Annotated in this window: 16 protein-coding genes; 6 read left to right on the top strand and 10 right to left on the bottom strand. The window is 62.0% G+C overall.

Annotation, left to right across the window (positions count from 1 at the left end; genetic code table 11):
- The first annotated feature begins 66 nt into the window (after positions 1-66).
- Entirely contained in the window at positions 67-1,272 is a 1,206-nt protein-coding gene (locus tag FHX16_RS03120) for an MFS transporter (RefSeq protein WP_259126461.1), read from the top strand.
- A 13-nt stretch (positions 1,273-1,285) separates the two neighbouring features.
- Here the strand turns inward: FHX16_RS03120 and FHX16_RS03115 are convergent, their stop codons facing one another.
- Entirely contained in the window at positions 1,286-1,690 is a 405-nt protein-coding gene (locus FHX16_RS03115; protein WP_183860297.1) for a GFA family protein, read from the bottom strand.
- A 54-nt stretch (positions 1,691-1,744) separates the two neighbouring features.
- On the opposite strand from FHX16_RS03115, the gene FHX16_RS03110 reads away from it, so the two are divergent.
- Positions 1,745-2,245 (top strand): MarR family winged helix-turn-helix transcriptional regulator, encoded by a 501-nt coding sequence (locus FHX16_RS03110; RefSeq protein WP_183860299.1) that lies wholly within the window; start codon positions 1,745-1,747, stop codon positions 2,243-2,245.
- A 117-nt stretch (positions 2,246-2,362) separates the two neighbouring features.
- Here FHX16_RS03110 and FHX16_RS03105 read toward each other — a convergent pair whose 3' ends face one another.
- The 4 genes from FHX16_RS03105 to FHX16_RS03090 all read right to left on the bottom strand — a co-directional run bounded on the left by FHX16_RS03105 (position 2,363) and on the right by FHX16_RS03090 (position 8,224).
- Positions 2,363-2,578, bottom strand: a complete 216-nt coding sequence (locus FHX16_RS03105) for a hypothetical protein (RefSeq protein ID WP_016552681.1) — start codon at positions 2,576-2,578, stop codon at positions 2,363-2,365.
- Between the two features lie 286 nt (positions 2,579-2,864).
- Positions 2,865-6,662, bottom strand: a complete 3,798-nt coding sequence (locus tag FHX16_RS03100; RefSeq protein ID WP_183860301.1) for a peptidoglycan-binding protein — start codon at positions 6,660-6,662, stop codon at positions 2,865-2,867.
- Between the two features lie 343 nt (positions 6,663-7,005).
- Positions 7,006-7,707: an SDR family NAD(P)-dependent oxidoreductase gene (locus FHX16_RS03095; RefSeq protein WP_183860303.1), complete on the bottom strand. Its 702-nt coding sequence runs from the start codon at positions 7,705-7,707 to the stop codon at positions 7,006-7,008.
- Positions 7,708-7,765: 58 nt separating this feature from the next.
- A complete protein-coding gene (locus tag FHX16_RS03090; protein WP_183860305.1) occupies positions 7,766-8,224 on the bottom strand; it encodes an Lrp/AsnC family transcriptional regulator in 459 nt (152 codons plus the stop codon).
- Positions 8,225-8,344: 120 nt separating this feature from the next.
- Here FHX16_RS03090 and FHX16_RS03085 point away from each other — a divergent pair, with 120 nt between their 5' ends.
- The gene (locus tag FHX16_RS03085) at positions 8,345-9,628 is read left to right on the top strand and encodes a cystathionine gamma-synthase family protein (RefSeq protein WP_259126459.1); all 1,284 of its coding nucleotides are present in this window, start codon (positions 8,345-8,347) and stop codon (positions 9,626-9,628) included.
- A 13-nt stretch (positions 9,629-9,641) separates the two neighbouring features.
- Here FHX16_RS03085 and FHX16_RS03080 read toward each other — a convergent pair whose 3' ends face one another.
- From FHX16_RS03080 to FHX16_RS03060, 5 genes are all read right to left on the bottom strand, one after another.
- Positions 9,642-10,013, bottom strand: a complete 372-nt coding sequence (locus FHX16_RS03080) for a hypothetical protein (protein ID WP_183860308.1) — start codon at positions 10,011-10,013, stop codon at positions 9,642-9,644.
- Positions 10,014-10,249: 236 nt separating this feature from the next.
- On the bottom strand, positions 10,250-11,269 hold the full coding sequence (locus FHX16_RS03075) for a histidine kinase dimerization/phosphoacceptor domain -containing protein (protein ID WP_259126458.1): 1,020 nt from the start codon (positions 11,267-11,269) through the stop codon (positions 10,250-10,252).
- Positions 11,270-11,285: 16 nt separating this feature from the next.
- Entirely contained in the window at positions 11,286-11,723 is a 438-nt protein-coding gene (locus FHX16_RS03070) for a response regulator (RefSeq protein ID WP_183752807.1), read from the bottom strand.
- Positions 11,720-13,213: a CHASE3 domain-containing protein gene (locus tag FHX16_RS03065; RefSeq protein WP_259126456.1), complete on the bottom strand. Its 1,494-nt coding sequence runs from the start codon at positions 13,211-13,213 to the stop codon at positions 11,720-11,722. The genes FHX16_RS03070 and FHX16_RS03065 overlap by 4 nt, the downstream gene beginning before the upstream one ends.
- A gap of 138 nt (positions 13,214-13,351) precedes the next feature.
- Positions 13,352-13,825 carry a VOC family protein gene (locus tag FHX16_RS03060; protein WP_183860314.1) on the bottom strand — a complete coding sequence of 158 codons (474 nt, stop codon included), beginning with the start codon at positions 13,823-13,825 and terminating at the stop codon, positions 13,352-13,354.
- A gap of 204 nt (positions 13,826-14,029) precedes the next feature.
- Between FHX16_RS03060 and FHX16_RS03055 the strand changes: the two genes are divergently transcribed.
- From FHX16_RS03055 to FHX16_RS03045, 3 genes are read left to right on the top strand one after another with little or no spacing between them, the layout of a single operon-like run.
- A complete protein-coding gene (locus tag FHX16_RS03055) occupies positions 14,030-15,826 on the top strand; it encodes an acyl-CoA dehydrogenase C-terminal domain-containing protein (protein ID WP_259126453.1) in 1,797 nt (598 codons plus the stop codon).
- A gap of 36 nt (positions 15,827-15,862) precedes the next feature.
- A complete protein-coding gene (locus tag FHX16_RS03050; RefSeq protein ID WP_153269413.1) occupies positions 15,863-17,071 on the top strand; it encodes an acetyl-CoA C-acetyltransferase in 1,209 nt (402 codons plus the stop codon).
- A gap of 11 nt (positions 17,072-17,082) precedes the next feature.
- Complete coding sequence (locus FHX16_RS03045; protein WP_153269414.1) at positions 17,083-17,301, top strand: hypothetical protein; 219 nt, start codon at positions 17,083-17,085, stop codon at positions 17,299-17,301.
- The last annotated feature ends 15 nt before the right edge of the window (positions 17,302-17,316 follow it).

Raw genomic sequence — 17,316 nt, 5'->3', positions numbered from 1 at the left:
ATTATTTGCTTTTAGCGTTGAGTCGACCTAAATGGCTAACGCATCGAATTAGCTTTAAGAGGCTATATGTTCCGCGCCGCCAATTCCACAGAGACCTCGCGCAATCCGATCCGCTTCCACGCGATTACGCTGGCAACCTTCTTCGGCGCATCGGCCGCGCCGACGCCGCTTTACCGGATCTATCAGGAAAATCTTGCCCTCTCGCCGGTGCTGGTCACCGTCATTTTCGCGGTCTATGCATTCGCGCTCCTCGCAGCATTGCTGATCGCCGGCTCGATCTCCGATCACCTCGGTCGCAAGCCGGTGATCTTCACGGCGCTCATTCTGGAGATCATCGCCATGGGGCTGTTCGTTGTGGCAAGCGGTCCCGGCTGGCTGGTTGCCGCGCGGATCGTCCAGGGACTGGCAACCGGCATTGCCGGCGCGTCTATCGGCGCAGCCCTTGTCGATATCGACCGCGCCAAGGGCCAACTCGTCAACTCGATCGCGCCGCTTTCCGGCATGGCCGTCGGCGCCATCGGCACCAGCGCTCTGATCCAGTACGGACCGTTCCCGCTTCACCTCGTCTATGCGATCCTGCTCGCTGCTTTCGCAGGACAGGCCGCCGCGATCTGGGCGACCGGCGAAACCGGTGGTCGCCGGCCGGGTTTCTGGAACTCGCTGAAACCGACGATCTCAATTCCGCCGCAGGTGAAACGCCCGCTCGCCCTGGTGACGCCGATCAACATCGCCAACTGGACGCTTGGCGGGTTCTACCTCTCGCTGGTCCCCTCACTGGTTGCCAGCACAACCGGCAGCCGGGCGCCGCTCACGGGTGGCTCGATCGTGACCGCGTTGATGGTATCGGGCGCAGTGGCTGTCTATTGCAGGAGGAACAAGTCCGGCGCCGCCAATCTCGGCTTCGGCACAGCCGCGACCACACTTGGAATTTTGACCGTCGTCGCAGGCGTCCATCTCGGCAACGTCCCGCTGCTGCTTATCGGCACGCTCCTGACAGGCGCGGGCTTCGGCACAAATTTCCTCGGCTCAATCGGCACAATCATGCCACTTGCAAAGGCTGATGAGCGTGCCGGCCTCCTGTCCGCCTTCTATATCCAGAGCTACCTCGCCTTCAGCCTGCCGGCCATCCTCGCCGGCTTCCTGACCAAATCGCTCGGCTACCAAATAACCGCCGACCTCTATGCAACGGCGATCATTCTCGTGAGCGGAGCCGGGCTGCTCGGTCTTCGCGCCGAGCGCGGCCGGGCTGCGAGAGTCCCGGCCTGCGGCTAGAGCCTTTCAGCGTCTAGAGGTAACTCGTCACAGCGGGCTCGTTCCACCAGTTGTCGTGGCGCCCGTCCATGAAGCGGACGGGCAGTGCGGCAAGCTCTTCTGGTGATATGTCGTCGAGACAGGCAACGTTGATTGACACGTAGTCCCCGCCGATCTCCTCGATATGGCCGTGTCCGTAGGCATGCAGGCCGCAGGTGGTGCAAAAGCGGTGATGGCCGCTCATCGTTGCGAACTGATAATCGCCAGCCGCCGTCTCTTCACATAGCAGACGGAAATCCTCGGGCTTAGCAATGGCCCCCCAATAACGCCGCTTGCCGCAGACCGAGCAATTGCAACGCCCGGTGCCAGCCTGCAGGTCAACATCGACCTCGTAGCGGATCGCGCCGCAATGGCAGCTGCCCGTGTAGGTCTTCTTCATGGAATTCCTCCTCCGGCCCTTTGCAAGAGCTCCCAATAATGACAATATGTTGTCATGATTGACGAGATAGCAAAGCGACAACATGTTGTCAAACGTAACCATTCGAAGCGGACGGTGGAAGGCGATGCGTTCTCGCTGTTTGCTATCACCGCATTGCGGCTTGCCGGTCGCCTGACCACCGCCGGCGATGAGTTGGCAAAGCCCGCCGGGCAGACGAGCGCTCGCTGGCAGGTACTCGCGGGGGCGCGAAACGGCACACATTCCGTCGCGCAGATCGCCCGGATGCTCGGGGTCGCCCGGCAGGGTGTGCAGCGGCTGGCGGACACGTTGGAGGATGATGGGCTGATCAGCTACGTCGACAACCCGCAGCATCAGCGCGCCAAGCTCGTACAGCTGACGAAGGAGGGTGAAGCCCGCCTCGCCGCTATCGAAATAGCGCAAGCAGGTTGGGCCGACAGGCTCGGGCAGTCCTTCATCGCCACCGAGCTCGAGGCAGCCCGGCTCGTCATGGCCAGATTGATCGATACCCTCGACGCGGAGGCCGGCAAACCATAGGCAGACGATCGTCCAGTCGACCGATGCAAGCTGCCAGAAAAGAATCGCAACGAAGAAGACGCAAAGCAGGCGCCTGGCTCTACCCCTTGGACCGGCGGCTCCCGCGACGGACTGCGATCAGGTCTCTTGGGCAGCGAGCTGCCTGTCGGAATTCAAAGAGGCCGCATGCGCTTCAAGGATGGCGGCAGCAATGACTTTCTGAAGCTCGTAAACCAGTGTGCGCGACCGTTTGCGATCCAGATCTTGCGCCGCCTTCGCAAGATTCAACCCCTCGTTCAGGACGATATGGTGAGCTCGCGTCAGCGCCCAACTCTCAATATCAAGACTAATCATTCGGAATCTCCGCCAAATCATTCAGCATCAAAGACATTCACCGAATCACGATACGCAGAGCACTTACGCAGCAAGAAGAATCATAGTTGCAATATTTTGCAAATGGCATTTTTGGAACAACACGCGCCAAATGCGAAATTTATTCTTCTTGAGCTGCGATAGATACAACCGCCCGCCTCTGAGCCGCATGAACGGACTCCAAGCTTGCCCATAAATACTCGGCGAAGCTTGCACGGGCCTGCCCACGCGAGCAGGCGCGTCGCCCCAAGAGCCTGGCGCGCTGCCATCAGACCTTGGTGGCAGGGCCCTTATTGCGCTCCAGCAAAGCTTTCACCGTATCGTCGTTGATCTTGCCGCTCGGCTCCTGGCCGACCGACTTCTGGAAGTTCTTGATCGCCGCGACCGTCTTCGCGCCCATCTCGCCGTCCGGCTGACCAGCATCGAAGCCGTTGTTGTTGAGGATCGCCTGGATGTTGCGGATCGCCTTCTTCATGTCGACGGTCGAGGTCTTGGTGGCGTTGCCGACCCACTCGTCAGGAGCGTCGACAGCGTTCGCTTTGCTGTCAAGCGGTGCCGCCTTCCATTGGTCAGCCTTGGCACGCGCCTTCTCCAGCTGATCAGGCTTCAACGCGTTCGCCACTTCGTCGCGCTTTTGTGCGGCGTCCTTGTCGCCGCCCTTGGCAGCAATCGCAAACCACTTGTAGGATTCGGTCAGGTCCTGCACGACGCCGTTGCCGCGAGCGCAAAGGATCGCCAAATTGAACTGGCTGTCGGCGATGCCGAGGTCGGCCGCCTTGATGAACCAGTCCGCGGCCGCCTTGTAGTCCTGCTGGCCTAGCGCGCCCGATGCATAAAGCACGGCGAGATTGTGCATCGCGCTTGCGTTGCCGCTGTTGGCGGCCTGCTCGTAATGCTGCTTCGCCTTGGCGACGTCGCGGTCAACGCCCGTACCTTTTTCATAAATGTTGCCGAGACGGTATTCAGCCGGCGCGAAGCCCTTGTCGGCCGCAAGCTGGTACCAGTGTGCCGCTTCCTTCGGATCGGCGGCAATGCCGGCACGACCTTCGCTATAGCGGGCGCCGATCTCGAAGAGCGCCAGCGGGTCGCCGCTTTTGGCGGCATCGGCAAGCGACTTCGGCTGCACGACGTCCGGAATGGCGATGCCGGCTGTTTCCACCGCCGGGGCGGGCGCGGCGGCCACGCCAGCGGCAACCGGGGCCGTATCCTTGGCCACGAAGCCGGAGGCATCCTGCGGAGTGCCGGAGGGCGCAAGTGGAGCGGCCGCATCGCCATTCAATGGTGCTGTCGCCGTCAAGTGGTCGGGTACGGCCGGTGCGGGCGTTGGATCGGCGCTTGCGAGCGGCACGACAGGGGCTTCTTCGGCCGGGACTGCCGGAGCGGTTGCTACCACCTGGTCGGGTGCGGTTTCGCTATCGACCGGAAGGACATTGCTGGACGAATCCGTCAGTACTGCAACTTCGGCGGACGGCGCCGGCTGGCCGCTGGTCAGCGTGCGGGCCAACGGGAAGGCCATGATCGCCAACAGGACTGCGCCGACGGCGAGCAGGATCGGACGGCGGAAGCGCGAGAAAGCGCCGCCCTTGGTCGTATCCTTGTCCTTTGCCTTCTTCTCGGCCTTCGCCAGCTGCGGCTTGGCGGTCGGCTCGGTTTCCATGGCGGCGGCCTGCGCGGCGCGACGAGCGGCGGCTATGTAGTCGGCGCGCTCGTTTTCCGTTGCCGGCTTGGCGTTTGTCCGGGCGGCGTTCTGGCTGGCGCGCACCCGCTCCAGGATCTTCTTGATGTCAGGTGCACCCGAGCCCGGTTCAAGCGGCTCATTGGCGGCCTCCGGTGGCATCACATCGACCGGATCGATCGACGGCGCAGGATCGACAACGGTCCGTTCGGTGACGGCCGTTTCCGCCGTCGCCTTCTTGCTGGGCAGCAGACGCTTGCCAAGGCTGGAAAGCAGGCTGCCCTTCGAGGGAGAGGCTGCCGTCTTCGTCGCTGCCTCGATCGCGATCACACTGGTATCCGTTGCCGCCATGACCGGAACGAGGGGTGCTTCCTCGGCAACCTCGGGCTCGCGGCTGACCGATGTACGGGTTCCGAACGCAACGGGCTTCAGGGCGTCTTCGGCGCCAGCCTGCATCATCGCGTAGGGATCGACCGCGAAATCGACATCGGCGATAGGCATTCTCGGCGCCGGTCTTGCGACGGCGCGATCTTCCATGGTGTCGAGGCGCTCGGCGATCTGAACAAGCGTTTCATGCAGCGCCTGGAAGGTCTTGTGCGTGCGCTCCTCGCTGCTGCGGCTCAAATCTTCCAGTTGGCGCAGGTCTTCGGCAAGCGCATTCAGCGCCGACATGTCGGCGGCTGCCGGTGCACCGCCTTGCAGGGCGCCGCTTCTCGCATAGGCCTCGACCACTGCTTCCGCCGCCTGGCGGGCAGCCTCGATGATATATTCGTCGCTGGTCGCCATGTAGTCTTCGATGGCGCCCATCCGCCTGTCGAACTCCGCCGGCAGCTCGGCCGCAGGTCGTGGCTCGCTCATCAGCGCCGACAGGTTTGCGATCTGATCCTCAAGGCTCTTCAGCGCGTGCGGGTCGGCCGCCGGTGCTGCAGTGCTCTCCTCGAGGCGCGCGGCGATATCGCCAAGCCTGCTTTCGATGCGGCGGAAGGCGCTGTCGTCCACTGGGGCCGCGACAGGTTGAAGCGGCTGGAAGTCCATCTCGTCGATGCGGCGGGCGAGATAGTCGAGGCGCTGCGCCAGCGCATCATTGACCGAACCGGTCTCGAGCGCATCGATCTTGCGCGAAATGTCGGCAAGTGCGCCTGTCAGCTCCGGCTGCGGCGCAGCCTTGTGGTTTCGCTCGAGCAGGTAGGACAAGTGCTCCAGACGTTCATCGAGGCGCGACGTTGCCTCGGCGTTGGCAAGTTCCTCGACGCGCAGCGTCAGAGTTTCGAGCCGATCCGCCAGGGCATCCGTCGGCGCGGCCCGACTGGCAACGCTGCGGCCCATCATGTCGATCTGGTCGCCAAGCGCATTCAGGCGGCCTTCGAGGCGATGCATCATGGCCGGATCGCCGCTTGCGGCCGCACGACTGGTTGCGGCGATGGCGCGGCTGATTTCGTCGAGGCGGCTGTCCATCGCCGCAAACTGCTCGGACATCGCCCGGTCGTGCGGCTGGATCATGCTGCCGAACTGCTCCATCGCCGTCGCGATGGAGATAAGCTTGTCTTCGAGAACCCGCACGGCCGGGCTATCGCCCATGCCACCGATATGGCGCTTGATGTCATCGAGCCGGTAGGCGAGCGCGACAAGCTCCTCCTGCAGGCCTGCGGTGTCGAGCGCGTGCAGTTGGTTCTCGAATCCGTCCCAGCGGGTTTCCATGTGGCGGATCGAATCTTCGCGTGCGAGCCCGTCCATCAGCGAACGCAGCTCTTCGAACTCACCTCGCAAGCCTTGCGCCTCAGGCGCGTTGGAACGGCCGGCAAGCTGGTCGATGCTGCTGGCGAGACGGCTCATATCGGCGCGGATGTCATCGGCGAAGCGGCGGTCTTCCGCTCCAACCTTGATGCTGCGGATTTCGTCGCGCAGCGCATTCATTTCCCGGGTCACGCCATCGGAGATGTCACGCTTCAGGTCCTGGCGAAGGTTGACCAGCGCTTGCGCGATCTCGGTCATCGTGTCTTCGGCGGCTCTGTTGCCCGGTTGCGGAGCCGGGGCGCGCGGCGCGCGTTCGGCGACCGGAAGAGGTGCACGCGGAGCGGCCGCCGGCTGCTCGCGCGTGTAGGAGGCAGGCTCGCGCGCTGCCGGGCGTTCGCGGCTGGCTTCGAGGATGCGCTGGCGCTGGCGAATTTCGGCGAAAGGATCGGGTCGCGCTTCGGCCGTATAGGGCGCGCGGGCGACATAGGGATCGGCATAGATCTCACGCTCCGGCGCGGGAGCGCGCTGACGCTGATCGCGTGGATTGGTGCCGATCAAGCCCTCGATCCTCGCCTCCAGACCTTCGATGGTGCGGTTCAGCGCATCGAGCGACGCCCTGTCGGAATGCCGTGGGGAATTTGATCGCGATCCGTTCATCTTCTTGCTCGCTTCATCTGTCCGAACCCTCGTCAGGGCCGATCATTGGCTTCCGTCACCGCCGCACCGGAATGCGGACGAGAGCACCGTTCATGAAGGGATAATCAATTAGACTTTCCTCAACCTGTACGGCGTAGCGGCATTCCCATGAAACGCGAGACTGAAAAAAGGAATGCAAGTCGCCAATGCTCAGACAGCACCATTCACGAAACGTGGTAAACAACCCGTTAATCGGCGTGAGATTTTTTTAACTTTTGAGGATTTTCGGCCGGTTTCCGTGTCAAAACCGACCTGCGCGTGCCGCGTCCGCAACATTAGGCGGTGTGCGCATGTTAGGCCGCTATCAGAACGATTCCGTCCACGGTCGCACCTCGATTTCCTGCGACCAGGCGCTCCTGTGCTGCAGCAGGACGTCGATATAGGTCTGCGCGATGGCATCGGGGTCGAGCATCGCATCCGGCTTGGCCGGATCCTCCCGGCGCATCTCCGATCGGATTCCACCGTCGATGATGAAATGGGCGACGTGAATGCCCTTCGGCCCGAGTTCACGGGCAGCGCTCTGGGCAAGGCCGCGAAGCGCGAATTTGCCCATGGCGAACGCGGCCGACTGGGCATATCCCTTCACGCTCGCCGTCGCTCCGGTAAATAGGATTGCGCCGCGCCCATACGGCAGCATGCGCCTTGCCGCCTGCTGACTGACGAGAAAGCCGCCATAGGCGCTGACGGCAATTGCCTGCTCGACCGCTGCCGGATCGAGTTCGGCCAAGGGGCCACGTAGCCGGCCGCTGGCGTTGTAGACGACAACCTCCGGATCGCCGATGGCTGCCGCGACCTCATCGAAAAGCGCCGCGACGGACGCCGGCTGGGCGGCATCCGCCGCAAACATCCTCGCCCCGGTCTCGTCAGTGAGCTTGCTCAGCTTGTCAACGTTGCGCGCCGCCAGCGCGACCTTGACGCCGCGCCGCGTCAATTGACGTGCAAGCGAGGCGCTGAGACCCGGGCCTGCACCGACGATCAAAGCGGAACGGTAGGGAAACTCGGTCATCGCTATCCTCCGGTCGTTTTGTCCGAAACCTGGGCGCAAGATCAAGCTCTCGCGGATATCACACCCGCCGCGCCTTGATCGTGTTCATCACGAAGCTGGTCTCGATAGTATCGACGCATTTCAGCCGGGCAATCTTTTCCTTGATGAAGCGCTCGTAATCCTCGAGACCCGAACTCATCACCTTCAGCACATAGTCCCGTGATCCGGTGACAAGATGGCACTCGAGCACCTCGTCCCATCCGCGAACCGCACTCTCGAACATCTGGATTTCATCCTCGTGCTGGCGACTGAGCCGAACCGAAGCCAGCGCCGTCATCGTCCAGCCGTCGACCGCCGGATCGACGAGGGTCGTATAGCCCTGAATGATTTCCGCGTCCTCCAGCCGGCGCAGACGGCGAAGACAAGCGGATGCAGAAAGTCCGACTCGCTCGGCAAGTTCGTTGTTTGGCAGACGGGCGTCATTCATCAACTCCTTGAGGATCTTCCGATCCATCTCGTCAGCAATTTTCTGCGTCACAATGCTTCATTCTCCGCACTAAGTTGCTTCAAAGAGCATAACCGCGCGGCAAATAGCAAGAACAGCCGTCGCATTCTGATATAATTTGCCAGCATCACGGCATCGCGCGAGGAGACGACAATGACCGCACCGCACCCTTCCAAGACCCACATCGGCAACCACGCCCTGCATCCCGAAACGCAGATGCTGAACTATGGCTACGATCCGGAATTGTCGGAAGGGGCAGTCAAGCCGCCGGTATTCCTGACCTCGACCTTCGTCTTCAAGTCTGCCGAGGATGGCCGCGACTTCTTCGATTATGTCTCCGGCCGCAAGGAGCCACCAGCTGGCAAGGGCGCCGGGCTGGTCTATTCCCGCTTCAATCACCCCAACAGCGAGATCGTCGAGGACCGGCTTGCGGTCTACGAACGGACCGAAAGCTGCGCCCTCTTTTCGTCAGGCATGTCGGCAATCGCGACAACACTGCTGGCCTTCGTCCGGCCGGGTGATGCCGTCCTGCATTCGCAACCGCTCTATGGTGGAACGGAGACGCTGCTGGCAAAGACCTTCCTCAATCTCGGCGTTGCTGCCGTGGGCTTCGCCGACGGCGTCAGCGAAGCGTCGGTGCAATCGGCTGCGGAACAAGCCATGGCCAAGGGCCGGGTCTCAATGATCCTCGTCGAGACGCCAGCCAATCCGACCAACAGCCTCGTCGATGTCGCAATGATCCGCCGCGTCGCCGACGCGATCGGCAGGAAGCAGGGGCATACGCCTGTTATTGCCTGCGACAACACGCTGCTTGGTCCGGTCTTCCAGCGACCGATTGAGCACGGGGCGGACATTTCGCTCTATTCTTTGACCAAATATGTCGGCGGCCATTCGGATCTGATCGCCGGCGCAGCCCTCGGCTCGAAGGCAGTCATGAAGCAGGTCAAGGCGCTACGCGGCGCCATCGGCACCCAGCTCGACCCGCACTCCTGCTGGATGCTCGGTCGTTCGCTGGAAACGCTGCAGATCCGCATGGAGCGCGCTGACAACAATGCCCGCGTCGTTGCCGATTTCCTGCGCGAGCATCCGAAGGTCGAGAAGATTCACTACCTGCCCTATCACGATGCCAACTCACCGCTTGGAAAGACCTTTGCGGCGCAGTGCACCGGTGCCGGATCCACCTTCTCCTTCGACATCAAGGGCGGTCAGCCGGCATCCTTCAAGTTCCTGAACGCCCTGCAGATCTTCAAGCTCGCGGTCAGCCTGGGCGGCACGGAATCGCTCGCCAGCCATCCGGCAACGATGACGCATTCCGGCGTGCCGTCCGACGTGCGCCAACGGATCGGCGTTTTGGAATCGACGATCCGCCTGTCGATCGGCATCGAGCATCCGGATGATCTCGTCGCCGATCTGCAACAGGCGCTGGACGCCGCGTGATTTGGGCGGCGGCCTAGGCGGCCGCCGTTTCCCTCACATCGTCGAGCAGGAAATGCACGACGACATATTTCGTCGTGTAGTGGCGGCCGCTGTCGGACACTTTGTCGACACTGCCGCCATCGGCGGGATGCCAGCGATGATAGTGCGGGCTTGTCGTGATCAGGGTGATCGCCTTGCCGGCCATCTTGCCGTCGAGACGGTAACGCATTTCGGCCAGCGGCCAGATGCGCTCATAGTCCTCCATGGATATGCGGACCTTCAGGGCTTTGCGGCTCACCGCTTCGCTGCGTGAGCCGTCTTCGTGCTCAACAGCCGGCAGTTCCAGCGTGACTTCCTCGGCTCCATCGAGAATGGAATTGAACTCCTCCGGCCACATCCGTCTCATAAAATCGCTCCTCCAAAGCTCTTTCATCAGTCTGCCTGCGAAATCTAGCGTGTCTTCTCCCGGAAGCAAACAGTTCCGACAAAGGTTAGACGAAAGCTTCACGCACAGGCATGGCAATCATTATCATTTCTGTGTCGCGCTATGGGCTTTGTCCGATTCAACACGCCGCCCCGACGCATCGATGGAACACATGGACAGGCCAGGTCTGCCGGTCGCGACCGTTCGTGATCGCGTTCTCAGTGCCAGCGCACGGCCACATATGTGCCCGTCGACTTACCATCACGGCCGTAGGTGATCTCCGCACCGAGTGTCGTCGTCATGGCGTTGATCAGGCGTGTGCCGAGGCCGGTCCCCTTTGGCCCGCTCGCCCGATCGAAGCCGACGCCATCGTCCTCGACGGACAACACATTGCCGCCGTCTTCGGTTCTTCGCAGGACAACGCGCACCTCGCCCTCCGCCCCGGGATAGGCGTACTTCATCGCGTTGGTCACCAACTCTGTCAGGATGACGCCGAGTGCAACGGCCCTGTCGGCGGTCGTTGATATGCGGCAAAGGTCGGATTGGACCGCTATGCCGCGCGAAAAACTGCTTGTGCCGTGCAACTCTGCCAGCAGCGGCCGCAGATAGACGTCGAGCTGCACTTCGCCGACGTCACTTGACGTGTAGAGACTGCGGTGGACGCCGGCGATCGCCGTGATCCGGTTCTGCGTCTCGTCAAGCGCCGTCTTCGTTTCATCGCTGCGAGCAATCTGCATCTGCATGCGGATCATCGCTGAAACAAGCGACAGGCTGTTGGCGATACGATGATTCATTTCGGCGAGCAGCAGTTCCGCGCGCTCCTTGGCGACGACGAGCTGCCGATCCGCCTCTTCCTTCTCGCTGCGCAGGCGTGCATTTTCCAGCGCCTGCTCGAGCGCGCTGACGAGAAGCGGGAAGAAGTCGTCCGTCGCGGTCTTGACGACGTAGTCCGCAGCGCCACCCTTCAGCGCCTTGATCGCCACGTCGGCGTCGCTCGACCCTGTCACATAAAGAACCGGCGTTCGCCGATGGGTTTCGGCGATTGCCTCGAGGAAATGCAGGCCCGTCTGGTTCTCGAAATAGTGATCGAGAACGACCGCCTCGAATTCCTCGGCTTCGAACAGTTCGAGCCCGGTGGTGATCGACGGGGCATGAATGACTTCGAAATCACTGCGCGCAAGGACCCGTGTGGCAAGACGGGCTAGAGCCGGATCATCGTCGATGTAAAGAATGCGCACAGATATTGGCTACTCGTTAGGGGATCTGGATGACGGAGAAGAACAGGCCGAGATTGCGGATCGCGGTGGCGAAACCGTCATAGTCGACTGGCTTGGTGATGTAGACGTTTGCGCCGAGATCGTAGCACTTCTGGATTTCCCGCTCGTCGTCCGTGGTCGTCAACACGACGACGGGAAGGCGGCGGGTGTATTCGTTGCTCTTGATCTGCTCGAGAATGTCGAGGCCCGACATGTCGGGCAGGTTGAGATCGAGCAACACGAGCAGATAACGATCCTTGCTGACCACGCCATCGCGGCTCGGCCCGAGGATGTAGTCGAGCGCGCTTTTGCCGAGGGTGAAGGGCACGATCTCGTTGTGCACGCCGGCGCGGCGCACGTTCTTTTCGATGAGACGGGCGTGGCCCTCGTCATCCTCGATCATGACGATCGTTACTTCCTGACCCGTGGCTTTCATGATTCCATGCTCCGGACGATTTTCGTGAGGTCGGACGGCAGCGTCAGAATGAAGGTGCTGCCCTGGCCGAGTTCGGATTCGACCGTAATGTCTCCGCCCAAATTTCGTATTAACGAGCGCACATGCGCAAGGCCAATGCCTTCGCCGCGCTGATCCTGCTCTCCCGCCCGACGAAACAGCTCGAACACCCGTTCGAGGTCCTGAGGCCCGATGCCGCGTCCATTGTCCTTGAAATCGATCCGCACGCGGCCCGGACCATCCGGACGGGCGTCGATCTCAAGCGCCAGCGGCCGACCTTGCATCTGGTACTTCACAGCATTGTCGAAAAGATTGCCGAAAATCTGTTCAAGCGAAAAACGATCGGTGATGACCGCGCCCGCGCGGACGCGGATGTCCACCGCTCCGTCGGATTCGGACAGCTGGTGTTGAACGTTTGCGGCCGCCGTTTCCAGCAGGGATTTGAGGTCAATACGCTCCGGTTGAAGCTTCCTGCGACCGTCACGCGAAATCTTCAGGATCGCGTTGATCAGCGAGTCCATCTTGCGCGTCGACGAGCGGATGAAACCGAGAGCTTCAGGCAGGTCCTCCTCGACCGCCTGCCGGGCTTCGCGAATTTCCTCCGCAGTCGGCGACTTGTCGTCTGCAAGAATGTAAGCCGTGACCGACTTCATCGCCGTGTCGAGCTCGCTGAGGAAGCCCATGATGTTGACGAGCGGCGCGCGCAGATCGTGGGTGACGATGTAGGCGAAACGCTGGATTTCCTGGTTGGCGCGGATGACCTCCTCCGTGCGCTCGCGCACACGTGTCTCCAGCCCAACGTTGAGAAGTTCGACCTCGTCGGTTGCCGCCTGCAGATCGCGCACATGCTGCACGATGATCATGATCGCGCCGCCGAGCACGATCAGGATCGCGATCGCACCGCCGATCGTCACCCATTGCAGATTGCCGGCGGCCGAGAGCTGCGCCTGCACGAGGACGCGCAGGCGGTCGTCGGTCTGCTCGAGGAAATCGCCGAGGATCGTGCGCACCTTATCCATGTATTCGCGGCCGGCGTCATCGCGAACGATAGCCACGGCCTCGGGGAGCTTGCCTTCCTTGGCAAGCGCAACCGTGGTCGAAAGCTCCTGCAGCTTGCCGTCTATGGCCGTGCTCAGTGCATCGAGTTGCAGGGCGTAGTTTGGCAGCGGCGAGACGTTGTCGACCAGAGCCTTGCGGCGTTCAGGCAACGCCTGCAGCGCCTTGTCGTATGGCTCGAGATAGCTGAGGTCGCTCGACAGCAGAAAGCCTCGCTGGCCGGTTTCCGCGTCCTGCACCGTTGTCAGAAGGCCAACGATCGAACTCCGCACGCGACGAAGCGAGGCCGTCTCCTCGGAGTAATTGTTGTTGGCACGCACCAGCCAGATCGACGAGCCAACAATGCCAAGCAGGATCAGCACCCCGACGGCGAGCATGATCAAACTGGAACGGTAGAAGGCAGCGGTGGAAGTCATCAGGCATCCGCATTATCGGTGGGCGCCTTCTTGTATACACAGCCACCCGCGAAAGATAGCACCCTTATAGTATGCCGCTCTAACAGTTCTCCCGCAGCGACTGCGAGCCGTTGCGGGAGGGAGTCGCGAGCCGGGCGACTAGCGATACGCTGCCTCGAGCTTCGCGATATCGAGCTTGACCATTCCGAGCATGACCTCGGTGACGCGCTTGGCGCGTTCGCGGTCGGGATCTGCGACCATCTCCGACAGAACACGCGGAACGATCTGCCAGCACAAGCCCCAGCGATCCCTTAGCCAGCCGCACTGTTCTTCGACGCCGCCGTTCTCCAGGAAGGCGCGCCAAATCCTGTCGATCTCCTGTTGTGTCTCGCACTGTACCGAGACCGAGAAGGCGTGGTTGAACGCATCGAGCGGGCCGGCCTGCATCGCCACGAAATCCTGATGCCCGAGCTTGAACTCGATGATGATGACGCTGCCCGGAGGGCCGCTCGGCGTTTCGGCCGGCAGGATGGTCGTGCGCCCCATGGACGAATTCGGGATGGTCGCCACATAAAATTCGACGGCCTCCCGGACGTCCTTCTCAAACCAGAGGTTCGAACTGACCTTGAGCATGGATTGTCCTCCTCGTTGCTGCTCCGATGATGGGTTCGACAGCCCTAGGACGTTCTTGGCCCGCCCTTCCCGACAGCGCACACACAATCGTCATCAGAAATTCGAGTCCGCGCAAAATTTGACGTTTACGCAAACGTCAATATTTTGTAAGAGACTCTCGAATGCCGGTGTCATCCGGCGTGCCGAATTGGAGGAATTCGAACGATGCCAGTCTACAAGGCCCCGGTTAACGACACGCTCTTCGTGCTGAATGACGTGCTCGGCCTGGAACGCTACAACAATCTTCCGGGGTTTGCCGACGCCACGCCTGACATGATCGAGGCGATCCTCGGCGAGGCTGCGAAAGTTGCGGAGGAAGCGCTATTTCCGCTCAACTATTCAGGTGATCAGCAAGGTTGCGTGCGCCACGAAGACGGATCGGTCTCCGTTCCCGATGGTTTCAAGGGCGGCTACGACGCCTATTGCCAGGGCGGGTGGATCGGGCTTGCCGTTCCCGAGGAATTCGGCGGACAGGGCCTCCCCTACGCACTGCATGCGGCTGTCGGCGAATATACGTCCGCTGCCAACATGTCGCTGATGATGTATCCCGGGCTGACCCAGGGTGCAATCGCGGCGATCCTCGTCCATGGCTCGGACGAGCAGAAGCACACCTATCTGCCGAAGATGGTCTCCGGCGAATGGTCGGGCACCATGAACCTCACCGAGCCGCATTGCGGCACCGATCTCGGCCTGCTGCGTACAAAGGCGGTGCCGCAGGCAGACGGCAGCTACAGACTATCAGGCCAGAAGATCTTCATTTCCGCCGGCGAGCACGACATGACGGACAATATCGTCCATCTGGTGCTGGCGCGCATCGAGGGCGCCCCCGAGGGCACCAAGGGCATTTCGCTGTTCATAGTGCCGAAATATCTCGTCACGGCAGATGGCACGGTTGGCAAGCGCAACCAGGTCTCCTGCGGCGCGATCGAACACAAGATGGGCATTCACGGCAATGCAACCTGCGTCATGAACTATGACGAGGCCACCGGCTTCCTCATCGGCGCCGAGAACAAGGGCCTCAGCGCCATGTTCGTGATGATGAACGAGGCGCGTCTCAGCGTCGGCCTGCAGGGACTGGCAATCTCGGAAATCGCCTACCAGAACGCCGTCAACTACGCCCGCGAGCGCATCCAGGGCCGCTCGCTCTCCGGCCCGAAGGCGCCGGAGAAGAAGGCCGACCCGATCATCGTGCATCCGGATATCCGCCGCTCGCTGATGACGATCCGTGCCTTCAACGAGGCCGGCCGCGCCTTCCTGCTCTGGACGGCGCTGAAATCCGACATCGCCCACCGCTCGGCGGACGAGAAGGAACGCCAGACCGCCGACGACATTCTCGGCTTCGTCACCCCGATCCTCAAGGGTGTCCTGACCGACAAGGGCTTCGACCACGCCGTTATGGCCCAGCAGGTCTTCGGCGGCCACGGCTATATCGAAGAGCACGGCATGAGCCAGTATGTGCGCGATGCGCGCATCGCCATGATCTATGAAGGCGCCAACGGCATTCAGGCGCTCGATCTCGTCGGCCGCAAGCTCGGCCAGAACGGCGGCCGCGCCGTCATGGCACTGTTCAAGGAAATCGGCGATTTCTGCGAGGAGAACCGTAACGACGAACAGATGACCTTCTTCACCAAGAACCTGAAGAAGGGGTTGAACGACGTGCAGGCGGCGACCATGTGGTTCATGCAGCACGCCATGGCCAAGCCAGACAATGCCGGCGCCGGCTCGACCGACTACATGCACCTCTTCGGCCTCGTCGTGCTCGGCTACATGTGGGCGAAGATGGCGAAGGCTGCCGAGGACGGCCTTGCTACGGGAGACGCGGATCGCGAGGCATTCCTTCGCAACAAGCTGATCACCGCGCGCTTCTTCATGGAGCGGATCATGCCGGAAACGGCGCTGCGCAAGGCCCGGATCGAAACCGGTGCGGAAACGATGATGACCTTGGCCGCCGAGGCCTTTTGAGTTCAACGGCGCTCGCGCCGATAGGGAGATAGAGGAATGACCGAGGTTTTCATTTACGACCACGTGCGCACGCCACGCGGTCGCGGCAAGAAGGACGGCTCGCTGCACGAGGTACCGTCGGTGCGCCTTGCCGCAAAGACGCTAGAGGCTATCCGCGACCGCAACGGGCTTGATACGGCCACTGTCGACGACATCGTCATGGGCTGCGTCGATCCTGTCATGGAAGCCGGCGCGGTGATCCCGCGCGGGGCGGCCTTCGAGGCAGGCTATTCCACCAAGGCACCCGGCATGCAGATTTCCCGCTTCTGCGCCTCCGGTCTCGACGCGGTGAATTTCGGCGCGGCGAAGATCGCCCAGGGCGCCGACGACATCGTCATCGCAGGCGGCGTCGAGTCGATGTCGCGCGTCGGTCTCGGCATGTCCGGCGGCGCCTGGTTCATGGATCCGTCGGTGAACTTCCCGGCTTATTTCATGCCGCAGGGCGTCTCCGCTGACCTGATCGCCACCAAGTATGGCTTCTCGCGCGACGACGTCGATGCCTATGCGGTCGAGAGTCAGAAGCGCGCTGCGAATGCCTGGGAGAAGGGTTACTTCAAGAACTCCGTCATCCCAGTCAAGGACCAGAACGGCCTTGTTATCCTTGCCCATGACGAGCACATGCGCCCGGGCACCGACATGCAGGCGCTGGCAGCGCTGAACCCCTCCTTCCAGATGCCGGGCGAGATGGGCGGCTTCGAGGCCGTTGCAATCCAGGCGCATCCGGAGGTCGAGCGCCTCAACTACGTCCACCACGCCGGCAACTCCTCGGGCATCGTCGATGGCGCGGCCGCCGTGCTGCTCGGCTCCAAGGCCGGCGGCGAGAGCATGGGTATCAAGCCCCGCGGCCGCATCAAGGCCTTCGCCAATATCGGCTCCGACCCGGCACTGATGCTGACCGGCCCCGTCGACGTCACCGAAAAGCTTCTGAAGCGCACGGGCATGACGCTTGCCGACATCGATCTCTTCGAGCTCAACGAAGCCTTCGCCGCCGTCGTGCTGCGCTTCATGCAGGCCTTCGAGGTCCCGCATGACCAGATCAACGTCAACGGCGGCGCGATCGCCATGGGCCACCCGCTCGGCGCCACCGGTGCGATGATCCTCGGCACGGTGCTGGACGAGCTGGAGCGGCGCGATCTCAACACCGCGCTTGTCACGCTCTGCATCGGCGCCGGCATGGGCACGGCGACCATCATCGAACGCGTCTGAGGGAGCGTGAGATGCCGATCGACCGTGACGTCTACGAAAATGAACGTAACGAGATCGAACGGCAGTTCGCACAGCACAATCTTGAGAAGGACATGGCGCAGGCTGCCCGCAAAGGACCACCGATCTTGTCGAAGCGGGATGCCGCACGAAGCCGGGTCGCCGGTTGGATCGCGTTGGCCGTACCGATCGGTCTGATCGCCACCCTTTGCTACCTTCTAGGCGCCTTCTGACAGTTTGGGAAATTC

It is taken from the genome of Rhizobium sp. BK661, from assembly GCF_024808825.1.
Classification (GTDB): domain Bacteria; phylum Pseudomonadota; class Alphaproteobacteria; order Rhizobiales; family Rhizobiaceae; genus Rhizobium.
The sequence above is the reverse complement of the archived record's forward strand: the minus strand, read 5'-3'. Positions and strand labels throughout refer to the sequence as shown.

Bases quoted from the DNA above. Each gene is read 5' to 3' on its own strand.
- FHX16_RS03065 (WP_259126456.1), bottom strand. From the start codon at position 13,213: ATGACTTCCACCGCTGCCTTCTACCGTTCCAGTTTGATCATGCTCGCC.
- FHX16_RS03055 (WP_259126453.1), top strand. From the start codon at position 14,030: ATGCCAGTCTACAAGGCCCCGGTTAACGACACGCTCTTCGTGCTGAAT.
- FHX16_RS03115 (WP_183860297.1), bottom strand. From the start codon at position 1,690: ATGAAGAAGACCTACACGGGCAGCTGCCATTGCGGCGCGATCCGCTAC.
- FHX16_RS03110 (WP_183860299.1), top strand. From the start codon at position 1,745: ATGATTGACGAGATAGCAAAGCGACAACATGTTGTCAAACGTAACCAT.
- FHX16_RS03085 (WP_259126459.1), top strand. From the start codon at position 8,345: ATGACCGCACCGCACCCTTCCAAGACCCACATCGGCAACCACGCCCTG.
- FHX16_RS03095 (WP_183860303.1), bottom strand. From the start codon at position 7,707: ATGACCGAGTTTCCCTACCGTTCCGCTTTGATCGTCGGTGCAGGCCCG.
- FHX16_RS03060 (WP_183860314.1), bottom strand. From the start codon at position 13,825: ATGCTCAAGGTCAGTTCGAACCTCTGGTTTGAGAAGGACGTCCGGGAG.
- FHX16_RS03050 (WP_153269413.1), top strand. From the start codon at position 15,863: ATGACCGAGGTTTTCATTTACGACCACGTGCGCACGCCACGCGGTCGC.
- FHX16_RS03045 (WP_153269414.1), top strand. From the start codon at position 17,083: ATGCCGATCGACCGTGACGTCTACGAAAATGAACGTAACGAGATCGAA.
- FHX16_RS03105 (WP_016552681.1), bottom strand. From the start codon at position 2,578: ATGATTAGTCTTGATATTGAGAGTTGGGCGCTGACGCGAGCTCACCAT.
- FHX16_RS03070 (WP_183752807.1), bottom strand. From the start codon at position 11,723: ATGAAAGCCACGGGTCAGGAAGTAACGATCGTCATGATCGAGGATGAC.
- FHX16_RS03120 (WP_259126461.1), top strand. From the start codon at position 67: ATGTTCCGCGCCGCCAATTCCACAGAGACCTCGCGCAATCCGATCCGC.
- FHX16_RS03080 (WP_183860308.1), bottom strand. From the start codon at position 10,013: ATGAGACGGATGTGGCCGGAGGAGTTCAATTCCATTCTCGATGGAGCC.
- FHX16_RS03100 (WP_183860301.1), bottom strand. From the start codon at position 6,662: ATGAACGGATCGCGATCAAATTCCCCACGGCATTCCGACAGGGCGTCG.